The following is a 5,019-nucleotide window of genomic DNA, read 5'->3' as shown; positions in this document are numbered from 1 at the left end:
ACCAGGCACAGCGCGGCGGCCGTGCCCTTGAACGCCAGCGACTTCCTCAGCGACAGGAACACCGCCGACCCGATGAGGACGATCCACACGACGGCGCTCACCACGGTGGCCGTGGTGTAGTCGTCCCAAACCACCTGCGTGCCGTCGGCTGCGGGAAGCGATCCGTTCAGGAACAGGGCCTGCACAAAGCCGGCCACGCCCACGGCCGCCACAACCGCGAAGCACACGTTGAACGCCCTTCCCCGCAACAGCGACAACGCTAAGGCTAGCACGACAGTGCCCGCGAGCCCGACGACGGCGAAGGGAACCCAGACGTCCGTCACCGTGAAAAGCAGGCTGTTAACGCTGCTGGCGACGATTTCCAGCGGAGCCACCACTGCGAAAGTGTAGACCAGCATCAGCGAAGCCACCAGCGAGAACAGGAAGCGCGCACGCCAGCACAGCGTCTCAGGCTTGTTCGACGCTTGCTTGGCCTTCATCCTGCGCGCTTCCGATTCCGCCCTATCGAGGCGGTCTCGGTAATCGAACGCAAGCGGATCGAGCGCGTGTACCGCGCCTTCAACCTGTTTTCCCTCGTTCTCGTCGATGCGCAGAATATGCAGAAGATGTCTGCGCATGCGGCGCCAAACGACGCCGAGCACAGCCGAAAGCGCCACCGCGACGCCCGCCAGCGCCTGTATGGTGTAGGTCATGACCGAAGGGTCGACGTAGGCGTAGGCCGGCGAGGCGAAACCCAGCGTCAAAACCAGAGCGATGACAAGGGGGAACGCGACGTCGGACGCCACAAGGCCGATGCGCGCAGCGAAGCGCGGCAGGCTGCTATCCCGCATGACGCACCTCCTCGTCGATCCAGCCGGCTACGCCAGCCCTATCCAGCCGGGATGCTCCGGACGCCTCGACGGCCCGGTCGCCCTGCTTCGCCAGCATGCGGTCAAGCAGATATGCGCCGGCGATCTCGCCCCCGCGACCCTTATGGTAGATCATGCGCGAACGCACCTCCTCGATACGGTTCCGCCAGGCTTCGGGGCGGGCAACCATGTCCTCCACGACATCGCCCAACCGCGGCAGCTCCTCCATGGCCAGCGACGCGCCGATTTGATTGCGGATGGCCAGATCGGCGGGCTCGATGCCCAGCTCTTCCCAATCGGGGTTGGTCACCTTCATGGGCGTGTCCACGAACACGCACGGCTTCATCGTGGTGAAGGAGAACTCGCAGGCGATGGAGGACCAGTCGGTGACCAGCACGTCGGCATCGTAGACCGAATCGGACGTGCTGAAGTCCTGCTCGAAGTAGATGTCGTCGCGCGACCACGACGCGTAGCGCTGCTGCAGCGACTCCCACCGGGCGTGATAGCGCTTGGTGTACTCGGGATGCGGACGCACGATCACGCTGAACCCGCGTCCCAGCAAGGGCTCGAGCACCTCGTCGGCGCACAGGTCGAGCAGGCAGTCCTCCTGCCACGACGGAGCGACGAGCACGACGGGACGACGCGACCCGGCGCCCTCGGCAGCTTTCGCGGCCTTGCGCGACTCGTAGGCCGCGATCTGCCGATCGAGCAGGTCGTAGCCGCATTCCACGAGATTGCGACGAGGGATATCCCGCATCTCCCCGGCCCGTTCGAGCTCCGCCTTCTGATGCGGGCCCACGCACAGAACGGTGTCGTAGTGGTCGAAAGCCTCCTTCGTGCACACCAAGTGCGTGGACGTCATATGATGGAACGCGTACACGTACTCGATGTCTTTGCGAATATACGAACGCTTGATGTAGAAATTCTCCAGATCGTCCAGCGTCATCACGGCAACGTCGCAATCGAGTTTCATCATGAGCGTGATCAGGCGCTTGTCGCCGATGTAGTACGGCATGAGGCGGGGATTTGCCTCATGCAGCTTGAACACCTGGTCGTTGGGATCGCTGGTAACGTAGTGAACGCACGCATCGGAGTTCGCCAGCAGCCATTCGACGGCGCCCTGAAAGTACTTGTAGAAGCCGCTGCGCTCGGAGTAGAACACGATATGCTTGCCGACCACGCTCATGAAGCGCCTGTAGTCCTCCTTCTCGCGCTTCGCCAGCGGATCGCGCTTGTACCAAGGCGTTTTACGCGCCGTGAAAGCGTTGAGCTCGTCCAGCTCCACACGACTTGCAGCGAGTTCGGCATAGTCGATATACTTCGCTGGCCGCATGATCAGGTTGCACAGGGCCTGTACAACGATGGCCATCAGGTTCGAGCATATCCAGTAGAAGGCCATGCCGGCGGCCACGTACACGCCCAGGACGAGGGACAACACGATGGACAGCCCGTTGGTGGTGTTCTTCTCCATCTTCGACTGCTCGCGCTGCAGCGGGTTGATCCTGTTCTGCGCGAAGCCCATCACCACCGCGGACAAACCGGCCAGAAGCGGCATGATCCAAGAAAGCCCTCCGTCTTCAATCGGCACCATGCCCAAGAACTCGGTTCCCGGAGCGCCGTGGTCGGTGATGCCGTGAATCACTTCCACCAGCCCGAACAGCACGAGAATCTGCGCCGCCAACGGAATGAGCGACAGCAGAGGATGATAGTGGTGCTTCTTGTTCAGCAAGGTCTGCTTCTCGCCGATGGTTTCGGCGTCGCCGAAGTACTTCACTTTGATGCGGTTGAGCTCCGGCATGATCTTGACCATGACGATGCTGTTCCACTGGCACCAAAGCGACAGCGGCATGAGAACGATCTTGATGATCACGGTGAACAGCAAAATAGCCATCCACCAGCTTCCTGTCAGATCGTAGCAAGGCTGAACGATGTACGAGAAAAGACGAGCGAGTGCTTCTAGCATATCCGTAATCCTGAATCCCCTTCGCGCGAAAAGCGCGGCAATTGATAATCAAGCAAGCAACCAGCTATTATACACAACGGCGGCAGCGAAGAACGGGAGACCGCAGGCTGGGCAGGCGAGACTCGGAGCCCACGGTCGCATGCCGCGCCGTTGTCGCTCGAAAGCCGCGGAATCGAGGCCGAAAACGCGGCTTTCGAGCGACAAGGCGTCGGCGATACCGGACGCTCCGGCGCTTACGCCCTTCGTCCAACCCCGCATGAGAAAGCCGCCGCAAGCTTCGTGCTTGCGGCGGCTTCGCGTTCGCTTGGTTTCGAGAGAGCCTATTCGTCCAGAGCTTCTGCAATCTCGTCAGTGATATCCATGACGTGGTAGACGTTCTGGAGGTCTTCCAGCTCTTCGAGGCGGTCGACAAGGCGCATGACCTTCTTCGCATCGGACACGCTCACCGTCGCGGGCGTAGTGGGCACCATGGTCATTTCGGCGCCCTTCGTGACGACGTCGGCTTCCTCGAGCGCCTTCTTCACGGCCATGAGATCGGTGGGCGACGTGTAGACGATCCACTCGTCCTCGGCGTCCTCGTAATCGTCGCCGCCGGCCTCGGCCACAGCGAGCATGAACTCTTCCTCGTCGGCGGCGGCGCCGTTCGGCTTCACGGGGTTCTTCTTGTCGCCGGTCTCGACCTCTTTGGGAACCATGATCTGGCCTTTGCGCTCGAACTGGAACGCAACGGAGCCGGACGTGCCCAGGTTGCCGCCCGCATGGCTGAAGGCCGCGCGCACGTCGGCGGCGGTGCGGTTGCGGTTGTCGGTCAGAGCCTCGCACAGCACGGCGACGCCGGCCGGACCGTAGCCCTCGTACACGACGGTCTCGTAGTTAGCGGAGTCCTTGCCGGAGCCGAACGCCTTGTCGATGGCGACTTTGATCTTATCTTTCGGCAGGGAGTAGCCCTTGGCCTTTTCGATGGCGGCCGCAAGCGATGCGTTGTTGTCGGGATTCGGGTCGCCGCCTTCTTTCGCAGCCACCGTGATGTTGCGCGACAGCTTGGAGAACAAGGCCGAGCGCTTCGCATCCTGCGCCGCCTTGCGATGTTTCGTTGTAGCCCACTTTGAATGCCCAGACATATACGTCCCTTCCAACATAGCAATACCAGCCGATTATTCTAGCACACCTGTCAAATCCCCGATAACCCTTCGCACGGTCTTCAAAAACCAGAACGACAGGTTTCGAGAAGAACACGGGACGGATGCGAGTCGGTAAGCAAGCGAACAAGCCGGTCCCTTGTCCGTACAATGCTGAGGTCGAGGATCTTACAAAGGGCGGATCCTCCCTATCATCGTGCGTATGGAAGGAGCACTGCCATGAAGGGAAACCAAGAACTTGTCGACGCGCTGAACGGTCTGCTTGCCAGCGAGCTGACCTCCATCAACCAGTACATGGTACATGCCGAGATGGCCGAGGACTGGGGCTACACCCGCCTGAGCGAGAATTTCAAGAAGCGCTCGATCACCGAGATGAAGCATGCCGAGCGCCTCATCGAGCGCATCCTGTTCCTGGAGGGCACGCCCATCGTATCCCACCTCAACGACATGCACATCGGCGCGGAGATCCCCCAGCAGGTGAACAACGACCACGCCTTGGAGCTCGATGCGATCAGGCAGTACAACGAGGCCATCGTGCTGGCCGGCCAGGTGCTGGACTATGCCACGCGCGACATCCTCGAAGCCATCCTTCGCGACGAGGACACGCACCTCGACGAGCTGGAAGAGCTGCAGGATCAGATCGAGCAGATGACGCTGCCCACCTTCCTTTCCACGCAGAACTAGCACCGAACGGCGACGCGAGGACGAAGCGGGTTCGCACTTTACCGAGATAAAGCGCGCACCGGCTGAACGGTGGTTGACAACGGGTTGCGGCCTGAGCACTATAGGAGGATGCAGCAAGCAACGGCGACGAGCCGCGCTTCAACGGAGCCGCCCGCCATCCTCGAAGGAGACCTCATGCGCAACATCCACTGCCTCAACAACATCTCGGCGTACGGCACCGATCTCTTCACCGACGACTACGAGCTCATCGACGCCCTCGACCAGGCCGAGGGCGTTCTGGTGCGCAGCGCCGCGCTGCACGACACCGCGTTCCCCGATAGCCTGCTGGCCATCGCCCGCGCCGGCGCCGGCGCGGGCGATGGCCAGCAGGCTATCGGGGAACGCG

At 61.7% G+C, this 5,019-nt stretch carries 3 protein-coding genes and 2 pseudogenes; 2 read left to right on the top strand and 3 right to left on the bottom strand.

Going from position 1 to position 5,019, the window contains the following annotated elements; translation table 11 throughout:
* The 3 genes and pseudogenes from ACMO6A_RS07010 to ACMO6A_RS07000 all read right to left on the bottom strand — a co-directional run.
* Window positions 1-830 (bottom strand): annotated as a pseudogene (locus ACMO6A_RS07010) (arylsulfatase); the annotation flags it as partial.
* The gene (locus ACMO6A_RS07005; RefSeq protein WP_114513188.1) at window positions 820-2,739 is read right to left on the bottom strand and encodes a YidC/Oxa1 family membrane protein insertase; all 1,920 of its coding nucleotides are present in this window, start codon (window positions 2,737-2,739) and stop codon (window positions 820-822) included. The gene ACMO6A_RS07005 and the pseudogene ACMO6A_RS07010, both read right to left, overlap by 11 nt.
* 392 nt (window positions 2,740-3,131) lie before the next feature.
* Window positions 3,132-3,932: a YebC/PmpR family DNA-binding transcriptional regulator gene (locus tag ACMO6A_RS07000; RefSeq protein ID WP_009304893.1), complete on the bottom strand. Its 801-nt coding sequence runs from the start codon at window positions 3,930-3,932 to the stop codon at window positions 3,132-3,134.
* Between the two features lie 237 nt (window positions 3,933-4,169).
* On the opposite strand from ACMO6A_RS07000, the gene bfr reads away from it, so the two are divergent.
* Both bfr and ACMO6A_RS06990 read left to right on the top strand, forming a co-directional pair.
* Window positions 4,170-4,634: a bacterioferritin gene (gene bfr, locus ACMO6A_RS06995; protein ID WP_009304894.1), complete on the top strand. Its 465-nt coding sequence runs from the start codon at window positions 4,170-4,172 to the stop codon at window positions 4,632-4,634.
* 174 nt (window positions 4,635-4,808) lie between these two features.
* Window positions 4,809-5,019: pseudogene (locus tag ACMO6A_RS06990) on the top strand (hypothetical protein); the annotation flags it as partial.

Origin of the sequence: Eggerthella sp. (genome assembly GCF_048329335.1) — a bacterium.
GTDB classification, from domain to species: domain Bacteria; phylum Actinomycetota; class Coriobacteriia; order Coriobacteriales; family Eggerthellaceae; genus Eggerthella; species Eggerthella lenta.
This window is presented reverse-complemented; position numbering and strand designations above follow the sequence as displayed.